This window comes from Duganella hordei, from assembly GCF_040369125.1.
In the GTDB taxonomy this organism is placed as follows: Bacteria; Pseudomonadota; Gammaproteobacteria; order Burkholderiales; family Burkholderiaceae_D; genus Rugamonas; species Rugamonas hordei.
Genome location: NZ_BPWI01000002.1, coordinates 304,967 through 322,191, shown reverse-complemented (window position 1 = coordinate 322,191; position 17,225 = coordinate 304,967). Strand labels below are relative to the sequence as shown.

Here is a 17,225-nt window from a genome sequence, read left to right as displayed (position 1 = left end):
CATATCTCCAACGAGGGAAGACGCGTATTGATTGCGATGGTAATCAATTTGACCTACAATCTGCCCATGCGCATCACCAAAGAAAAAGCCGAGGAAAACCGTAACGCACTGGTGCAGGCGGCCGGCCGCCTGTTCCGCGAGCGCGGCATCGACGGCGTCGGCGTGGCTGAAATCAGCAAGGAAGCGGGCCTGACGCACGGCGCGCTGTATGCGCACTTCCCGTCCAAGGAGGCGCTGGCGGCCGAAGCGCTGGGCTACGGCGTGCAGCGAGCGGCCGCGCGGCTGGGCAAGCACGCCAAGGACGGCATCCCCGACCTGGCCGAGTTCCTCGACTATTACCTGGCCCCCGCCACCCGCGACGACATGTCCGGCGGCTGCGCATTGGCGGCCTCGGCCAGCGAGATCGGCCGCCAGGACGCGGCCCTCAGCGCCCACTTCGCCGAAGGCTTCCTGCGCACCGCGACCGCGTTCGAGCGGCAGGTCGCCAAGGCCAGGCCGGAAGCCGACGCGCGCCAGACCGGACTGACGATCGCCGCCGCGATGATAGGCGGCGTGGCGGCGGCGCGCGCGGTCGCCAAGGCCGATCCGGCGCTGTCGGACGAGGTGCTGGCGGCGGTGCGCAACATCCTGGGCGAACTGGGTGGATTGCCTTGAAAAACGGCGCCGCAATGTTGCCGTAATGCTTTATTATGGGCTGGTGATTATCCTGCGGCCCTGAGCTTCTTTCCTATGCCTGAATCGACCCTGCTGTTCGCCCCCGCCGGCAACCTGGCCATCAGCCTCATCGCCGGCCTGTTCGGCCTGCTGTTCGGCAGCTTCCTCAACGTCGTGATCCACCGCCTGCCGAAGATGATGCAGCGCGAATCGGACAATTACGTCGCCTCCGAATCGGGCAAGCAATTGCCGCACACCGACCGCTACAACCTGATGGTGCCGCGCTCGGCCTGCCCGCACTGCAAGCACCAGATCACGGCGCTGGAAAACATCCCGGTGGTCAGCTACCTGGTGCTGCGCGGCCGCTGCAGCAACTGCAAGGCGCCGATCTCGGCCCGCTATCCGGCCGTCGAGGCGCTGACGGGCGCGCTGAGCGCCGTGATGATCTGGCACTTCGGCAGCGGCTGGGCCGGCCTGTCGACCCTGCTGTTCCTGTATGCGCTGATCGCCATGACCTTCATTGACTTCGATACCCAGCTGCTGCCGGACGACCTGACCTACCCGTTGCTGTGGGCCGGCCTGATCATGAACATCAACGGCACCTTCGTGCCGCTGCGCGACGCCGTCATCGGCGCGGCCGCCGGCTACCTGGTGCTATGGTCGATCTACTGGCTGTTCAAGCTGGCGACAGGCAAGGAAGGCATGGGCTATGGTGACTTCAAGCTGCTGGCCGCGCTGGGCGCGTGGATGGGCTGGACCATGCTGCCGACCATCATCCTGCTGTCGTCGGTGGTGGGCGCCATCGTCGGCATCGCGCTGATCGTGTTCGCCAAGCACGGCCGCAACAACCCGATCCCGTTCGGCCCCTACCTGGCGGCGGCCGGACTGGTCGCCATGCTGTACGGCGCGCCGATCGCCGCCTTCACGATGAGCTTTGTACCCTGACCCCGCCATGAACACGCTGCCCACGCTGCCCTTCTCCATCGGCCTGACCGGCGGCATCGGCAGCGGCAAGAGCACCGTGGCCGACATGTTCGCCGCGCGCGGCGCCAGCATCGTCGACACCGACCAGATCGCCCACAGCCTGACGGCGCCGCACGGCGCGGCGATGCCGGCCATCGTCGCCGAGTTCGGCCCCGGGTTTGCCGACGCCTCCGGCGCGCTCGACCGCGCGCGCATGCGCAGCCTGGTGTTTGCCGACGCCGGCGCCAAAGCCAGGCTGGAAGCCATCCTCCATCCCCGCATCCGCGACGCCGCGCTGGCCGCGGCCGCAGCGGCCACCGGCAGCTACGTGATCTTCGCCGTGCCGCTGCTGGTCGAATCCGGTTCCTGGCGTGAGCGCGTCACGCGCATCCTTGCGGTAGACTGCCCGGAAGAAGTGCAAATTGCGCGCGTGATGGCGCGAAACAATTTGCCCGAAGCGCAGGTTCGCGCCATCATGGCGGCGCAAGCCAGCCGCCAGCAAAGGCTGGACGCGGCGGACGACGTGATTGAAAACGGCGGCGGAATCGAGGCGCTGGAGCCCCAAATCGACCGCCTGCACCATTTATATTTGGAAATGAGCTGGCATTTTCAAAAAGAACGGTAACAATACCTTCGCAACGTTTGTAATTTTGCTTCGCTTGCTTCAAAATCACGAGAATTCATCGCAAGTCCACCACACAGAGGGATGTTATTTTGATTGTCTACGAATATCCTTTCAACGAGCGCATCCGCACGTTGTTGCGACTGGAGGATCTGTACGAGAAATTCAAGTTCTTTGTGCATCAAGAACATCCCATGCAGCACCACGTCGCGCTGGCGACCATCTTCGATATGCTGGAAGTGGCCGGCCGCGCCGACCTGAAGTCCGACCTGCTGCAGGAACTGGAGCGCCAGCGCCAGAGCCTGCTGGGCTACCGCATGAATCCCAATGTACAAGCCGAAACGCTGGACGCCATCCTGGCCGAGCTGGACGGCGTCAGCAGCGCGCTGGTCGCCGCCCAGGGCAAGACCGGGCAGAACGTGCGCGACAATGAATGGCTGATGAGCATACGCGGCCGCACCATCATTCCGGGCGGCGCCTGCGAATTCGACCTGCCGTCCTACTACGCGTGGCAAAAGCGTCCGGCCGAGCAGCGCTTCAACGACATCGTCAACTGGTTCGCGCCGCTGGCGCCGCTGTTCGACGCGCTGGGCCTGGTGCTGCGCCTGCTGCGCGATTCCGGCGGCCCGGTCAAGATGATCGCCGTCGCCGGCAGCTACCAGCAGATGTTGCAGGGCAAGGTGTACCAGATGCTGCGGCTGACGCTGGACGAATCGCTGGGCGCGATCCCGGAAATTTCCGCCAACAAGTACATGTTGTGGGTGCGCTTTACCAGCCAGGGCGGCGACCTGAAACCCAAGCCGCTGGAAGATGATGTACCATTCGAGCTCACCCTCTGTAACTTCTGAAGATTGATCATGGCCACCGTAGTTGACTGCCCTACCTGCTCCGCCAAAGTGGAGTGGAAGGAAGAGAATAAGTATCGCCCGTTCTGCTCGGAACGCTGCAAACAGATAGACCTCGGCGCCTGGGCCGAGGAAAAATACACCATACCCGCCGAGCCGCCGAAGGATCCCTTCGACGAGGAATAAAACAGCGGGGTCAGTTCCGGCAATCGGACACGAGCTCGACGGCGTCGCTGTCGAGCTCGTGTCCGATTGCCGGAACTGACCCCGCTTTTCTTAGCTGTAGCGCACCTGCTCCAGCCACTCCAGCAACGGAATCGTGGCCGGCAGCAGCGGTTCGACGCCCACCGTTCCCTGCCATGCAAACGCCTGCCCTTCCAGGCTTTGCGGTTCGCCATGCCAGTCGCGGCTGATGTAGAAATGCAGCCGCACGTGCGCGTGCGGGTACACGTACTCGACGCCGCACCACGCCTCGGCGCTGTTGATGGTCAGCCCCAGCTCCTCGACAAACTCGCGCTTGAGCGCCTGCAGTATCGTCTCGCCCGGATCGACTTTCCCGCCGGGGAACTCCCAGTAGCCGTCGTACGGTTTGCCCGCCGGGCGCTGGCCCAGCAGCACGTCGCCGTTCGGCTTGACCAGGATGCCCACCGCCACGTCGACCGGCTTGACCTTCACCTCCGCGCCGCTCATGCCTGCTTTCCGGCGTAGTCCTTGGCGAACTGCCACGCCACGCGCCCCGAGCGCGAGCCGCGCTGCAGGGCCCAGCGCAGGGCGTCCGCGCGCGCCGCCTCGATCTGCGCCTCGCTGCAGCCCAGCGACGACAGCCAGTGGCCGACGATGGCCAGATAGTCGTCCTGCTTGAACGGGTAGAAGGTCAGCCACAGGCCGAAGCGCTCGGACAGCGAAATCTTCTCTTCCACCGTCTCGCCCGGATGCAGGTCGCCGTCCTCGTCGTGCTTGTATGTCATGTTATCCGACATCCGCTCCGGCATCAGGTGACGGCGGTTGGAGGTGGCGTAGATCAGCACGTTGTCCGACTGCGCCGAGATGCTGCCGTCCAGCGCCACCTTCAACGCCTTGTAGCCGCTCTCGCCTTCCTCGAACGACAGGTCGTCGCAGAAGACGATGAAGCGCTCCGGCCGCCCGGCGACGATGTCGACGATGTCCGGCAGCTCGGCCAGGTCGGCCTTGTCCACCTCGATCAGGCGCAGGCCGTCCTTGGCGAACTGGTTCAGGCAGGCCTTGATCAGCGAGGACTTGCCGGTGCCGCGCGCGCCCGTCAGCAGCACGTTGTTGGCCGGCTTGCCCTGCACGAACTGGCGGGTGTTCTGTTCGATCTGCTCTTTCTGCGGGCCGATATGCTGCAGGTCGTCCAGCGCGATCGGCGACACGTGGGCCACCGCCTGCAGGTAGCTGGCGCCGCCGCCGTTGCGCTTGCGCCAGCGGAAAGCGAAGCCCAGCTTCCAGTCCGGCTCGCGCGGCGCCTGCGGCAGCACCGCCTCCACGCGCGCCAGCAAGGCCTCGGCGCGCACCAGGAATTGTTCGAGAGGCGTCGCCATCTTAGGAACGGTAGTCGGCGTTGATGCTGACGTAGTCGTGCGACAGGTCGCAGGTGTAGACCGTGGCCGCCGCCGCGCCGCGCGCCAGCTTGACGCGCACCAGGATCTCGCTCTGCTTCATCACGCGCTGGCCGTCCTCCTCCTTGTAGTCCGGATTGCGGCCGCCGTTCTTGGCCACCCACACGTCGTCCAGGTACATATTCAGCTTGCTGACATCGAGGTCGTCGACGCCGGCGTAGCCGATGGCGGCCAGGATGCGGCCCAGGTTGGGGTCGGAGGCGAAGAAGGCGGTCTTGACCAGCGGCGAATGGCCGATCGAATAGGCGATCTTGCGGCACTCTTCGACGCTCGCGCCCTCTTCCACGGTGATGGTGATGAACTTGGTGGCGCCTTCGCCGTCGCGCACGATGGCCTGCGCCAGGAACAGCGACAGCTCGGTGACGGCGGCCGCCAGCTCGGCGTATGCCGGCGAGTCCACCGAATCGATCACCAGCGAGCCGGCGCCGGTGGCGATCAGCATGAAGGAATCGTTGGTCGAGGTGTCGCCGTCGATGGTGATGCAGTTGAACGACTTGTCGGCCACCTGCTTGACCAGCACGTCGAGCACCGGCTGCGCGACCTTGGCGTCGAACGCCAGGTAGCCCAGCATGGTCGCCATGTTCGGCTTGATCATGCCGGCGCCCTTGCTGATGCCGCTCATGGTGACGCTGTGGCCGCCGATGGTGACGCTGCGCGAACCGGCTTTCGGCTGCGTGTCGGTGGTCATGATGGCTTCGGCGGCGTTGTACCAGTTGTCGGCCTTCAGGCCGGCGACCGCTTGCGGCAGGCCGGCGATGACCTTGGCGGCCGGCAGCGGCTCGAGGATCACGCCGGTGGAAAACGGCAGGATCTGCGACGCGTCGCAGCCCAGTTGCGCGGCCAGCGCGGCGCAGGTTTCATTGGCCAGCGACAGCCCCAGTTCGCCGGTGCCGGCGTTGGCGTTGCCGGTGTTGATCAGCAGCGCGGCGATCGGCTTGCCGCTTTCCTTGGCCGCCGCCAGGTGGGCCTTGGCGATCTGCACCGGCGCGGCGCAGAAGCGGTTCAGCGTGAACACGCCGGCCACGGTGGCTGTCGGCGCCACCTTCATCACCAGCACGTCCTTGCGGTTCGGCTTCTTGATGCCGGCTTCGGCAAAGCCGATTTCGATGCCGGCTACAGGCTTCAGGGCGGAGGCGACGGGCAGAGGGGAATTGACGGCCATATAAGTGATCTCGTGGGTGGAAAGTGGGAGCCGCTATTGTAATACCTGACGACGCAAACTGCGCAGGGGCATAGTGGACGCCGCATGGCGGCCATCATGGATGTCGTACAACCCCATGATTTCGTTGAGAAAATATTCATTTTTCAACGCAAAAACCACAGAAAATTAGAACACTCGTTCGGTTTTTAATAAATGCGGTTCGTGCCGTACGGAAATTCGTTTATCGTGAGCCCCGAAATGCCCACCCCCGCATGTCACGAGACAAAAAGACGACACGATCGTCTGCCGCAGACCACACGGACAATAAATCAAAGGATACAGACCACATGAAAAAGCAAGTTTTAGCAGCTGCCGTCTTCGCCGCCACCGCCGCTCTGCAAGCGCAGGCCGGCACCCTGGATGACGGCAACCTGAGCATCAGCGGCTTCGGCACGCTGGGCGTCGCCAAGAGCAATACCGATCAAGCGCAGTTTGCCCGCTACAACCAGGCCGAAGGCGTGGCCGACAAGGCCAAGATCGGCCTGGACTCCAACCTGGGCCTGCAGGCGACCTACAAGCTCAACGACTGGCTGTCGGGCACCGCGCAGATCCTGACCCGCAAGAACACCAGCCCGAGCTTCACCACCGACCTGACCTGGGCCTTCCTCAAGGCCCGCGTCAACGATGAAGTCAGCGTGCGCGTCGGCCGCGTCGTGCCGGCCATCTTCCTGATCTCCGACTACCAGAACGTCGGCTACGCCAATACCATGATGCGTCCGCCGATCGAGATGTACGGCCAGGCCCCGATTGAAAACGTCGACGGCGCCGACGTCAACTTCCAGCGCGCCTTCGGCGATTTCAACTTCACCACCCAGGCGTTCGCCGGCGTCAGCCGCGGCAAGCTGTTCATCCCGACCGCCGGCGGCGTCGTCGCCACCTACCGCGCGCCGGCCGTCGGCATCAGCTTCACCGGCGAATACGGCCCGTTCCTGGTGCGCGTCGGCCACGCGCAAGCTGACCTGAAGAGCAACGACCTGACCCCGATCAACAGCCTGACCGCGACGCTGACCAAGGTCGGCTTCGGCCAGCTGGCCAACGACATCGGCCTGACCGACGGCAAGAAGATCGCCTTCACCTCGCTGGGCGCGACCATGGACTGGAACAGCATCCTGGTGCAGACCGAGTACGCGCAGCGCCGCGCCAAGGAAGCCGTCTACATCCCGGACACCAACGCCTGGTACGTGCTGGCCGGCTACCGCGTCGGCAAGGTGCTGCCGTACTACGCGCACGCCGCCTACACCGACGCGGGCAGCTCGGTGACTCCGCCGGCCACCTTCCCGAAAACCGGCCCGCTGGGTTCGACCGTGTACGGCCTGCTGAAATCGGCCGAGCAATCGTCCGACCTGATCGGCGTGCGTTGGGACTTCGCCAAATCGATCGCGCTGAAGGTGCAGGTCGACCGCGTCAAGCCCAAGACCAAATCGGGTTCGCTGATCTACGTACCGGCAGCCGGCATCACCAACAACGTTACCGTCGTCGGCGCCGCGCTCGACTTCGTATTCTGATCGGGAGGCACACATGAAAAAATTGATTATCGCCGCGCTGCTGTCGTCGCTGGCCGCCGCCGCCTCGGCGGAAACCGTCGTCATCGTCAGCCAGAAGAATCCGGCGACCCGCATGTTCTCGGAACAGGCGTCGCAGTTCTTCCTCGGTAAATCCAACTTGTTCACCCCGATCGACCAGGCCGAAGGCTCCCACATCCGCGCCGAGTTCTACCAGAAAGTCGCGGAAAAGGATCCGGCACAGGTCAAGGCCCTGTGGTCCAAGCTGGTCTTCACCGGCAAGGCCACGCCGCCGAAGGAATATCCGAACAATGCCGAGGTGAAGAAAGCAGTTGCTGCCGATCCGAAGGCGATCGGTTATATTGACAAGTCGGCAGTGGACGATACCGTCAAGGTGATCCTTACCCTGCCTTAACCCCAGGCAGCCGCTTCATCCCGCCGTCCCACAGGGCGGCGGGCGCGCTCCTGGCATACCCACCGGGAGTGCATGTTTTGAGACTATCGCTGCGCGCGAAATTCCTGCTGCTGAGCGCCGTCATCCAGGCGCTGGTGGTCGGCCTGCTGATCTGGAACAGCCTGCGCCTGATGAACCACGCCGTCAGCACCAACGCCGAGCGGGTCGCGCAAGAATACGCGGTAACGCTCAACCTCTCCCTCAGTCCCTACGCCACGCGCGGCCGCCTGCCGGAACTGGCCGGCTACCTGGCCGAGATGCTGTCCGACCCGGACGACAGCTTCCTGCGCTACCTCGTCATCCTCGACCAGGACGAACAACCTATCATCGAAGTGGGCAAGCGCGCCATGCCGCTGCCCGAAATCCTCAGGCAAGGCGGAGGCACCAGCTTCAAAGGCGTGCGCACCCTCATCAGCGGCGCCACGCTGCACGCGCGCTCGCCGCTGCTGCTGCAGGATAACCGCATCGGCTCGGTCAACTTCGGCCTCACCACCAAGGACCTGAAACAGGCGCGCGACGAGGTGATGGTCCAGGGTGGACTGATTTCGCTGGTCGGCCTGGCGCTCGGGCTGGTGCTGTTCTACGCCTTCACCCACGGCATCGGACGCCGGCTGGACGCGCTGACGGGCCAGTCGGAACAGATGGCGCTGGGCGACTACAGCAAGGCGCTGCCGGTCGAGGGCGGCGACGAGATCACCGTCTTCACCCGCGCGCTCAACACCATGAGCGCGACGCTGCGCGAACGCATCGCCCAGCTGGAGCAGTCGCAATTGCGGCTGTCGGAATCGGAGGCGCGCTTCAAGACCCTGTTCGACATGGCGCCGCTGCCGCTGACGGTATCGGACCGCGACGGCCGCATCGTCGCCGCCAACCGTGCGCTGACGCATACCTTCGGCGCGGCCGCCACCAACCTGATCGGCAAGCGCAGCGACGAAGTGCCGTTCTGGGCCAGCGCCATCGAGCGCGAACGCATCTGGGATATGTACCGGACCGAAGGCGCCGTGCATGGCGCGGTGGCCGGCGTACTGCTGCCCGACGGCAGCGTGGGCAGCGTGGCGATCTGGTCGTCGTCGCTGACCTTGGACGGCAACCCGTCCATCATCTGGGCGCTGCTGGACCTGACCGAGGAACTCAACGCCAAGCGCGAGCTGAAGGACTTGAACGTGTCGCTGGAGAGCCGCGTGAGCGAACGCTCGGCCGCGCTGGAGCGCGCCAACGCCGACCTGAGCGCGGCGCTCGAGACCCTGCAGCGCACCCAGGACGAGCTGCTGGCGGCGGAGAAGATGGCGTCGCTGGGATCGCTGGTGGCCGGCATCGCGCACGAACTGAACACGCCGATCGGCAACAGCCTGCTGGCGTCGACCGCGCTGCGCGACCGCGTGGTGGAATTCGACCGCCACGTGGCGGCGGGCGCGCTGCGGCGCTCCGAACTGACGGCGCACCTGGACGAGGTGCGCATGGCCAGCCAGTTGATTTCCGGTTCGCTGCACAAGGCGGCGGAACTGATCTCGTCGTTCAAGCAGATCGCGGTCGACCAGACCAACGACCAGCGGCGCACGTTCGACCTGCAGGCGGCGGTGCACGACACGCTGGCCACCTACCTGCCGCGCCTGCGCCGCAGCGGCTGCGAGGCGGTGATGCAGATCGAGGAAGGGCTGGTGTTCGACTCCTATCCGGGCGCGCTGTACCAGGTCTTGAACAACCTGATCAACAACGCGCTCAACCACGCCTTCGAGGGCCGCCACGGCGGCACCATCACCGTGCGCGGCGAGACGGTCGACGAAGGCATCGTCGAGCTGATGTTCAGCGACGACGGCGCCGGCATGCCGGAGGACGTGCTGCGCAAGGTGTTCGATCCGTTCTTCACCACCAAGATGGGCCAGGGCGGCACCGGGCTGGGGATGAATATCGTTTATAACATCGTGACCGGCGTGCTGGGCGGACGCATCACCATCGATTCGGCGCCGGGCGTGGGCACGGCGGTGCGCATGTTGCTGCCGCGCGTCGCACCGCAGCGCGAGACGAAGTAAAACGCCGCCGTGTTCGCGATCCCTTTCTGTTCTCCAGCCTACTTTGCCAGCAGCACGGTGCGGTTCAATACCAGTGTTGTCTGCTGTCCCGCCCCCGCCCCGGGCTGGCCCGAGCCGACGCTCAGCTTGTACTGGCCGGGCATCAACTGCCGCGTGCCATCGCGCGTAACAAAGCTCAGGTCGCGCGGCGACAGACGGAAGCTGATCTGGCGGCGCTCGCCCGCCTTCAGCGTCACGCGCTGGAAACCGCGCAGCGCCAGCCGCGGCGCGCCCTCGAATGCCGGCGGCGTCAGGTACAGCTGGGCGACCTCGTCGCCGGCGCGGGCGCCGGTGTTGGCGATCTCGGTGGTGACCACCACGCCGTTTTCCGGCGCGCCGCCCACCGGCGCTATCCGCAGCGGCGTATAGCTGAAGGTGGTGTAGCTCAAGCCGTCGCCGAACGAATAGACCGGCGTGCCGGCGTAATAGCGGTAGGTACGCCCCTGCATCGCGTAGTCGTCGAAGGGCGGCAGGTCGGCCAGGCCGCGGTAGAAGGTCAGCGGCAGGCGTCCGCCGGGATCGGCGCGGCCCGCCAGCACGTTGGCGACCGCCAGGCCGCCGGCCTGGCCCGGATACCAGGCTTCCAGGATGGCGGCGGCGTTGTCCTTCGCCCACGACAGGTCGAGCGCGCTGCCGTTCATCAGGACCACGACCAGGGGTTTGCCCAGCGCCTTGGCGCGCTCCAGCAAACGGCGCTGTTCCGCCGGCAGGTCCAGCGAGGTCTTGTCGCCGCCGGCAAAGCCGTCGATCTTCAGCGCCATCTCTTCGCCTTCCAGATCCGAAGTCAGGCCGACCACGGCGACGATGACGTCGGCGTCGGCGGTGCCGGCCTTCAGGTCGGCATCGACGTCGGTCGAGACCCGTTTCCAGTACAGGCCGGGCACGCCGCTGCCGCCCGCCTCCGCATGGAAGCGCAGCGGGTAGCGCTGGCCCTGCTCCAGCCGGACCTCATGCAGTTGCAACGGTTCCGCCCATTGCGAATAGGCCAGGGCTTCGACCGCCGGCCGGCCACCCACCGTCAGCGTCCCCTTCACGCCGGTCACGCCGAGGCGGTAGGTGCCGCTCTCCGGCGCGACCAGGTCGCCGCTCCAGACCACCATGTGGTGTTCGTCGACCTGCTTCAGCTCGAGCGCATGCGATTCCAGCCCCGGTTCGATGCGGGTGGCGGCCGGCGTGCCGTCGTACTTGCCGTCGTTGCGGTTGAAGTAGTCCGCGCGCAGGCCGGGCTGGCCGTCGGGCGTGCGCAGCGCGGCCGCCGGAACCGGATCGCCGTCGGTGACCGAGGCGCCGGCGGGCACCAGCGTCACCCGCGCCTGCGGCAGCACGCGGCGCAAGCCGTCGACCACCGACACCGGCGGCGCCGACAGCGTCGAGGAGTAATTGCCGCGCAGGACGCGGGTGGCGTCGGCCAGCGGACCGATCACCGCCAGCTTCAGGCCGGGCTTGAGCGGCAGCACGCCATCGTTCTTCAGCAGCACCAGGCTCTTGGTCGCGGCCTGCAGCGCCAGCTCCTGATGCGCCGCCGTGCCGATGGCGCTGACCGGGACGGCGCTGCCGCCGCGCGGTGCGAATCCCGCGAGGTCGCCGTTGCGATAGCGCGCCGAGAACAGGCGCACCAGCGCGCGGTCGATATCGGCGCCGCCGATCAGGCCGCGCTGCCACGCTTCGCGGTAACGCGCGCTCAAGCCCGGCACGTCGCCCAGCGTCTTGGTGTTGCACTCGTTGTCGGTGCCGGCCTTCAAGGCCACGGCCACCGCGGCGGCCGGATCCGGCGCATATTTGTGCTGCTCCGAGATATCGGTCACGGCATCGCAATCGGACACCACATAGCCCTTGAAGCCCCAGGCGCCGCGCAGGGTTTGCTTGAGCAGCAGTTCGCTGCCGCAGGCCGGCTGGCCGTCGATGCGGTTGTAGGCGCACATGATCGATCCGGCCTTGCCGTCCACGATGGCGGCGCGGAACGCGGGCAGATAGGTGTCTTCCAGGTCATGCGCGGAGACGAAGACGTCCGCGAGGTGGCGGGTCGATTCCGGCCCGCTGTGCACGGCGAAATGCTTGGGCGTGGCGATCACCTGCGGCAGGTCCGGGTTCGGGCCCTGCATGCCCTGGATGAAGGCGACACCCAGCGCCGCCGTCAGCTGCGGGTCTTCGCCATACGTCTCCTGCCCGCGCCCCCAGCGCGGATCGCGGAAGATATTGATATTCGGCGACCACGTGTCGAGGCCGGTGCCGATGCGTCCCAGGTGCCCGGTCGCGCGGCCCAGCGTGTGCAGCGCGCGGACCTCGACGCTGATCGCCGAGGCGACCTGCTGGACGAGGGGGGCGTCGAAACTGGCGGCGAGCCCGATGGGTTCCGGGAAGTTGGTGGTCGGCACCGGTCCCAGCGCGCCGTGCAGCGACTCGGTCCACCAGTTGTAGGCGGGGATACCGAGGCGCGGCAGGGCCGGCGCCACGTTCAGCAACTGGTCTATCTTTTCGTCCAGCGTCATCTGCGCCACCAGGGCGCGGGCCTGCGTTTCCGCCTGGGTCCGCACATCGGCGCCCTGGGCGGCGGCCGGAATGGCCAACGCCAGGAGCAGCGCGCAGTAGGTGGATGTCCCCGTATTTTTTTTCATGTTAGTTCCAATGTTATAGAAGTCAAAAATGGTTGCGGTACCATTTTTGCTCGTGATCCTGTCGTCCAAAGTGCAGCCATGGAAATGTAATGCGGGGATTACTGAATAACCAATAACTTTTTAACGAACACCGATATCACTATGGATATCGCAGCCGTTTGCATGCGCAAAAAAAACCCGTAAAGCCTGGACTTTACGGGTTTGTTTGCTTCACGCCAGGCTGTTCAAGCCAGCTTGCCGTGGCAGGCCTTGTACTTCTTGCCGCTGCCGCAAGGGCATGGATCGTTGCGGCCGACCTTCAGGCCCAGCTCCATCAGCTGTTCGCCGCTCAGGCCTTGCAGTTCCGGCGGCAGGCCGCTTACCTGCGCGGGCGCCAGCAGTTCCTCCGGCGCGGCGTTCGGGTTGAAGTCGGCGTGCTGGTAGTGCACGTTTTCCACGTGCGACTGTTGCATGGCCGCTTCCGCAGCGTCGATCTCTTCGCGCGACTGGATGCGTACCGTCATGATCAGCTTGACCACTTCGTTCTTGATCATGTCCAGCATCTGGCCGAACAGTTCGAACGCCTCGCGCTTGTATTCCTGTTTCGGATTCTTTTGCGCATAGCCGCGCAGGTGGATCCCCTGGCGCAGGTGGTCCAGCGCGGCCAGGTGCTCGCGCCAGTGGCTGTCGACGCTCTGCAGCATGACGTTGCGCTCGAAGCCGCCGAACGATTCCTTGCCGACGATATCGATCTTCGACTGGTACAGCGCGTCGGCCGCGGCCAGCACGCGTTCCAGGATGTCGTCGTCGTTCAGGTTCTGTTCCGTTTCCAGCATGGAGCGCAGCGGCAGGTCAATCTGCCACTCCGACGCCAGCGCCGCTTCCAGGCCCTTGATGTTCCACTGCTCCTCGACCGATTCCGCCGGCACGTATTCGCGTACCAGGTCGGTGAAGGCGCCGTGGCGCAGGGACTCGATCAGCTCCGAAATGTCGGTGGTTTCCAGCAGCTCGTTACGCTGCTGGTAGATCACTTTGCGCTGGTCGTTGGCGACGTCGTCGTATTCCAGCAACTGCTTGCGGATGTCGAAGTTGCGTGCCTCGACCTTGCGCTGCGCCGATTCGATCGAACGCGAAACGATGCCCGCTTCGATCGGTTCGCCTTCCGGCATCTTCAGGCGGTCCATGATGGCGCGCACGCGGTCGCCCGCGAAGATGCGCAGCAGCTGGTCGTCCAGCGACAGGAAGAAGCGCGACATGCCCGGGTCGCCCTGGCGCGCCGCGCGGCCGCGCAGCTGGTTGTCCACCCGGCGCGATTCGTGACGCTCGGTGCCGACGATGTGCAGGCCGCCGGCGGCAACCACCTGCTCGTGCAGCGCCTGCCAGCCGTCGCGCAGCGCCTTGGCCTGCGCGGCCTTGTCGGCGTCGCTCAGTTCAGGATTGGCTTCGACGAACTGGATCTGCTTTTCGACGTTACCGCCCAACACGATGTCGGTACCGCGACCGGCCATGTTGGTGGCGATGGTGATCGCTTTCGGGCTGCCCGCCTGGGCGATGATTTCCGCTTCGCGGGCGTGCTGCTTGGCGTTCAGCACGTTGTGCGGCAGGCCGCCCTTGGTCAGGATGCCCGACAGCAGTTCCGAGTTTTCAATCGAGGTGGTACCGACCAGCACCGGTTGGCCGCGGTCGTAGCACTCGCGGATTTCCAGCATCATGGCGTTGTACTTCTCGGCCGAGGTCTTGTAGACCTGGTCCTGGCGGTCCTTGCGCTGCGAAGGACGGTTAGGCGGGATCACCACGGTCTCGAGGCCGTAGATCTCCTGGAATTCGTAGGCTTCGGTATCGGCGGTACCGGTCATGCCGGCCAGCTTCGCATACATGCGGAAGTAGTTCTGGAAGGTGATCGAGGCCAGCGTCTGGTTCTCGTTCTGGATCTTCACGCCCTCTTTCGCTTCGACTGCCTGGTGCAGGCCGTCGGACCAGCGGCGGCCCGTCATCAGGCGGCCGGTGAATTCGTCGACGATCACCACTTCATTGTTCTGCACCACGTAGTGCTGATCCTTGAAGTACAGCGCGTGCGCGCGCAGCGCCGCGTACAGGTGGTGCACCAGCGTGATGTTGGCCGAGTCGTACAGCGAGGCGCCTTCCGGCAGCAGGCCCATCTTGGTCAGGATCGCTTCGGCCTTTTCGTGGCCGGCTTCGGTCAGCAGCACCTGGTGGGCTTTTTCGTCCTTGGTGTAGTCGCCCGGGACTTCGATCTTGCCCTTGCCGTCCGGGGTTTCCTCGCCAATCTGCTGGGTCAGCAGGCGCGGCAGTTCATTGATCTTGTAGTACAGGTCGGTGTGGTTCTCGGCCTGGCCGGAGATGATCAGCGGGGTGCGGGCTTCGTCGATCAGGATCGAGTCGACTTCATCGACGATGCCGAAGTTCAGCGCGCGCTGCACGCGGTCGCGGGCCTCGAACACCATGTTGTCGCGCAGGTAGTCGAAGCCGAATTCGTTGTTGGTGCCGTAGGTGATGTCGGACGCGTAGGCCGCCTGCTTGGTGGCGTGCTCCATCTGCGACAGGTTGATGCCGGTGGTCAGGCCCAGCCAGCTGTACAGCTTGCCCATGGTTTCCGCGTCGCGCTGCGCCAGATAGTCGTTGACGGTGACGATGTGCACGCCCTTGCCCGACAGCGCGTTCAGATAGGCCGGCAGGGTCGCGGTCAGGGTCTTGCCCTCGCCGGTGCCCATTTCGGCGATCTTGCCGTAGTGCAGAACCATGCCGCCGATCAGCTGCACGTCGAAGTGGCGCATCTTGAAGACGCGCTTGCTCGCTTCGCGGCAGACGGCAAACGCTTCGGGCAGGAGCGTATCGAGCTCCTCGCCATTGGCGATGCGTTCCTTGAATGCAGGCGTTTTCGCTTGCAGCTCGGCGTCCGACAGTTTTTCCATCGCCGGCTCGAGCGCATTGATCTCGCGTACCGTTTTTTGGTATTGCTTGAGCAGCCGCTGGTTGCGGCTACCGAAAATCTGGGTCAGTAATGACATGCTTGAATTCTTGAAAAAACGCCGTTAAAAAAAGCTCTGTAGGTGAAAAACGCCTTACCGCACGGAGTTCGACTATGGCAAAAGACGGTGATTTTATCATGCGTCCGCGCCTACATTGGGTTATTGGCTTATATAACAATAGCCCAACAGTGAACAATGTCACAAAATCAAGGCATTTTAACCGGTGGTGACGTTTTTTTGCCGCTGTGATATGTTGCTGCGCATGCGCTTCAACTCCTCCAACCTGTCCATCAAACGCCGCACCGCCGTCGAGGCGACCGATTTCCTGCGCCGCGATGACAAAATGGCAGCATTGCTGCCCGCCATAGAACGCATGGCCTCGCTGCAAAAGGACTGCGCGGCGGCCCTGCCGGCCATGTTCAAGTATTGCGAAATCCTGGCGTTCGAGGATGGGCAGCTGATCTTGTCGCTGCCGAACGCGTCGCTGGCGGCCAAGCTCAAGCAGCAACTGCCCAAGCTGCAGGAGACGCTGGCGCGCCGCGGCTGGCAGGTGCACGGCGTGAAATTAAAGGTGCAGATGACCAAGCCGGCCGAGATCAAGGAGCAGATGCGCTCGCTATCGCTGTCGGATGCGGCCGTGACGGCCTTCGACGAGCTGGGCGATACGCTGGAGGCCACGCCGCAGAACGCCACCTTGATCGCGGCGCTGAAGGCCATGGTGGCGCGCCGCCGGCAAACTTCTTAAGTTAGTGCCCACTCGCGCGCCATCTGGCGCAGATAGGAGGGTGGAGCCACCTCGTTAGTCTCGAACGAGACGATTTCATACGCCTCCGGATGCTTCAGCAGCTCCAGCAGCAGCTGGTTGTTGAGCGCGTGGCCGGACTTGTGCGCCTCGTAGCTGGCCAGCAGCGGATGGCCGACCAGGTACAGGTCGCCGATCGCGTCGAGGATCTTGTGGCGCACGAATTCATCGTCGTAGCGCAGGCCGTCGGTATTGAGGATGCGGTACTCGTCCATCACGATGGCGTTTTCCAGCGAGCCGCCGCGCGCCAGGCCTATGCCGCGCAGCATTTCCACGTCCTGCATGAAACCGAAGGTGCGGGCGCGCGCCACGTCGTGCACATAGGAGACGTCGCCGAAGTCCACGTGGGCGCGCTGCTGGGTGCCGTCGACCGCCGGATGGTTGAATTCGATGAAGAAGTCCAGCTTGAAGCCGTTGTACGGGGTCAGCCGGGCCCATTTTTCCTTGTCGCCCGTGCCTTCGCGGATTTCCACCGGTTTCAGCACGCGGATGAATTTCTTGGCCGACGGCTGTTCCAGCACGCCAGCCTGTTGCAATAAAAACACGAAAGACGAGGCCGAGCCGTCCATGATGGGGATTTCCTCGGCGCTCACTTCGATGTACAGGTTGTCGATGCCCAGGCCGGCGCAGGCCGACATCAGGTGCTCGACGGTCGACACGCGGGCGCCGTCCTTGACCAGCACGGACGCCATGCGGGTGTCGCCCACCGCCATGGCGCTGGCCGGGAATTCCACGATGGGCGTCAGGTCGACGCGGCGGAACACGATGCCGGTGTCGGGCGCGGCCGGGCGCAGGGTCAGCTCGACCTTGGTGCCGGAGTGCAGGCCGACACCCGTGGTGCGGACCAGTTCTTTGATGGTGCGTTGTTTTAACATCCGGCGATTATAGCGAA

The 17,225-nt window shown here is 64.7% G+C and carries 15 protein-coding genes; 9 read left to right on the top strand and 6 right to left on the bottom strand.

Translation table 11 applies throughout. The features are described 5' to 3' along the window. Positions 1-66 precede the first annotated feature (66 nt). From ABWW33_RS05710 to yacG, 5 genes are all read left to right on the top strand, one after another. Positions 67-654, top strand: a complete 588-nt coding sequence (locus ABWW33_RS05710) for a TetR/AcrR family transcriptional regulator (RefSeq protein ID WP_353399848.1) — start codon at positions 67-69, stop codon at positions 652-654. Between the two features lie 75 nt (positions 655-729). Then, on the top strand, positions 730-1,599 hold the full coding sequence (locus ABWW33_RS05705; RefSeq protein WP_353399845.1) for a prepilin peptidase: 870 nt from the start codon (positions 730-732) through the stop codon (positions 1,597-1,599). A gap of 7 nt (positions 1,600-1,606) precedes the next feature. Beyond that, positions 1,607-2,242 carry a dephospho-CoA kinase gene (gene coaE, locus ABWW33_RS05700; RefSeq protein WP_176654613.1) on the top strand — a complete coding sequence of 212 codons (636 nt, stop codon included), beginning with the start codon at positions 1,607-1,609 and terminating at the stop codon, positions 2,240-2,242. Between the two features lie 89 nt (positions 2,243-2,331). Beyond that, entirely contained in the window at positions 2,332-3,087 is a 756-nt protein-coding gene (gene zapD, locus ABWW33_RS05695; RefSeq protein WP_176654614.1) for a cell division protein ZapD, read from the top strand. Between the two features lie 9 nt (positions 3,088-3,096). Next, the gene (gene yacG / locus ABWW33_RS05690) at positions 3,097-3,270 is read left to right on the top strand and encodes a DNA gyrase inhibitor YacG (RefSeq protein WP_176654615.1); all 174 of its coding nucleotides are present in this window, start codon (positions 3,097-3,099) and stop codon (positions 3,268-3,270) included. A 90-nt stretch (positions 3,271-3,360) separates the two neighbouring features. Here the strand turns inward: yacG and mutT are convergent, their stop codons facing one another. From mutT to argJ, 3 genes are read right to left on the bottom strand one after another with little or no spacing between them, the layout of a single operon-like run. Continuing rightward, positions 3,361-3,774, bottom strand: a complete 414-nt coding sequence (mutT, locus tag ABWW33_RS05685) for an 8-oxo-dGTP diphosphatase MutT (protein ID WP_353399840.1) — start codon at positions 3,772-3,774, stop codon at positions 3,361-3,363. Beyond that, positions 3,771-4,643 (bottom strand): ATP-binding protein, encoded by an 873-nt coding sequence (locus tag ABWW33_RS05680; protein ID WP_353399837.1) that lies wholly within the window; start codon positions 4,641-4,643, stop codon positions 3,771-3,773. The genes mutT and ABWW33_RS05680 overlap by 4 nt, the downstream gene beginning before the upstream one ends. A 1-nt stretch (position 4,644) precedes the next feature. Next, complete coding sequence (gene argJ, locus ABWW33_RS05675; RefSeq protein ID WP_176654618.1) at positions 4,645-5,883, bottom strand: bifunctional glutamate N-acetyltransferase/amino-acid acetyltransferase ArgJ; 1,239 nt, start codon at positions 5,881-5,883, stop codon at positions 4,645-4,647. Between the two features lie 326 nt (positions 5,884-6,209). Between argJ and ABWW33_RS05670 the strand changes: the two genes are divergently transcribed. From ABWW33_RS05670 to ABWW33_RS05660, 3 genes are all read left to right on the top strand, one after another. Next, positions 6,210-7,427 carry a porin gene (locus ABWW33_RS05670; RefSeq protein WP_176654619.1) on the top strand — a complete coding sequence of 406 codons (1,218 nt, stop codon included), beginning with the start codon at positions 6,210-6,212 and terminating at the stop codon, positions 7,425-7,427. Positions 7,428-7,440: 13 nt separating this feature from the next. Beyond that, a complete protein-coding gene (locus tag ABWW33_RS05665) occupies positions 7,441-7,839 on the top strand; it encodes a type 2 periplasmic-binding domain-containing protein (RefSeq protein ID WP_176654620.1) in 399 nt (132 codons plus the stop codon). 77 nt (positions 7,840-7,916) lie between these two features. Next, positions 7,917-9,908 (top strand): ATP-binding protein, encoded by a 1,992-nt coding sequence (locus ABWW33_RS05660; protein ID WP_176654621.1) that lies wholly within the window; start codon positions 7,917-7,919, stop codon positions 9,906-9,908. A gap of 38 nt (positions 9,909-9,946) precedes the next feature. Here the strand turns inward: ABWW33_RS05660 and ABWW33_RS05655 are convergent, their stop codons facing one another. Together ABWW33_RS05655 and secA are read right to left on the bottom strand one after the other, a co-directional pair. Continuing rightward, positions 9,947-12,562, bottom strand: a complete 2,616-nt coding sequence (locus ABWW33_RS05655; RefSeq protein WP_353399832.1) for a glycoside hydrolase family 3 C-terminal domain-containing protein — start codon at positions 12,560-12,562, stop codon at positions 9,947-9,949. Between the two features lie 224 nt (positions 12,563-12,786). Next, entirely contained in the window at positions 12,787-15,570 is a 2,784-nt protein-coding gene (secA, locus tag ABWW33_RS05650) for a preprotein translocase subunit SecA (protein ID WP_176654623.1), read from the bottom strand. 211 nt (positions 15,571-15,781) lie between these two features. On the opposite strand from secA, the gene ABWW33_RS05645 reads away from it, so the two are divergent. Continuing rightward, positions 15,782-16,276: a DciA family protein gene (locus tag ABWW33_RS05645; RefSeq protein WP_353399828.1), complete on the top strand. Its 495-nt coding sequence runs from the start codon at positions 15,782-15,784 to the stop codon at positions 16,274-16,276. Here ABWW33_RS05645 and lpxC read toward each other — a convergent pair. Continuing rightward, entirely contained in the window at positions 16,273-17,208 is a 936-nt protein-coding gene (gene lpxC / locus ABWW33_RS05640; protein WP_176654625.1) for a UDP-3-O-acyl-N-acetylglucosamine deacetylase, read from the bottom strand. The two genes, ABWW33_RS05645 and lpxC, sit on opposite strands and share 4 nt — an antisense overlap. Positions 17,209-17,225: the final 17 nt, after the last annotated feature.